The sequence below is a fragment of the Streptomyces silvisoli genome, from assembly GCF_029269905.1.
Taxonomy (GTDB): Bacteria; Actinomycetota; Actinomycetes; order Streptomycetales; family Streptomycetaceae; genus Streptantibioticus_A; species Streptantibioticus_A silvisoli_A.
Map to the genome: position 1 here is coordinate 1 of NZ_JARJBC010000065.1, position 1,231 is coordinate 1,231.

The window sequence follows — 1,231 nt, forward strand, 5'->3', positions numbered from 1 at the left end:
TGTGGGGGATGGGTCGTTGTTTGAGAACTGCATAGTGGACGCGAGCATCTGTGGCCAAGTTTTTAAGGGCGCACGGTGGATGCCTTGGCACCAGGAACCGATGAAGGACGTGGGAGGCCGCGATAGGCCCCGGGGAGCTGTCAACCGAGCTGTGATCCGGGGGTGTCCGAATGGGGAAACCCGGCAGTCGTCATGGGCTGTCACCCATACCTGAACACATAGGGTATGTGGAGGGAACGCGGGGAAGTGAAACATCTCAGTACCCGCAGGAAGAGAAAACAACCGTGATTCCGGGAGTAGTGGCGAGCGAAACTGGATGAGGCTAAACCGTATGCGTGTGATACCCGGCAGGGGTTGCGCATGTGGGGTTGTGGGAGCTTTCTTCAGCAGTCTGCCGGCTGTTGGGAGAGTCAGAAACCGTTGATGTAGACGAAGGGCATGCGAAAGGCCCGGCGTAGAGGGTAAGACCCCCGTAGTTGAAATGTCAGCGGCTCTCTTGGAAGTCACCCAAGTAGCACGGGGCCCGAGAAATCCCGTGTGAATCTGGCGGGACCACCCGTTAAGCCTAAATATTCCCTGGTGACCGATAGCGGATAGTACCGTGAGGGAATGGTGAAAAGTACCGCGGGAGCGGAGTGAAATAGTACCTGAAACCGTGTGCCTACAAGCCGTGGGAGCGTCGGATGTGAGCTTGCTTGCATCTCGTGACTGCGTGCCTTTTGAAGAATGAGCCTGCGAGTTTGCGGTGTGTGGCGAGGTTAACCCGTGTGGGGTAGCCGTAGCGAAAGCGAGTCCGAAGAGGGCGGTTGAGTCGCACGCTCAAGACCCGAAGCGGAGTGATCTAGCCATGGGCAGGTTGAAGCGGAGGTAAGACTTCGTGGAGGACCGAACCCACCAGGGTTGAAAACCTGGGGGATGACCTGTGGTTAGGGGTGAAAGGCCAATCAAACTCCGTGATAGCTGGTTCTCCCCGAAATGCATTTAGGTGCAGCGTCGTGTGTTTCTTGCCGGAGGTAGAGCACTGGATAGGCGATGGGCCCTACCGGGTTACTGACCTTAGCCAAACTCCGAATGCCGGTAAGTGAGAGCGCGGCAGTGAGACTGTGGGGGATAAGCTCCATGGTCGAGAGGGAAACAGCCCAGAGCATCGACTAAGGCCCCTAAGCGTATGCTAAGTGGGAAAGGATGTGGAGTCGCAGAGACAACCAGGAGGTTGGCTTAGAAGCAGCCA

At 57.0% G+C, this 1,231-nt stretch carries 1 rRNA gene; it reads left to right on the plus strand.

Annotated features, from left to right (window positions below):
- Positions 1 to 52: 52 nt before the first annotated feature.
- A 23S ribosomal RNA gene (locus P3G67_RS35700) occupies positions 53 to 1,231 on the plus strand; the annotation flags it as partial.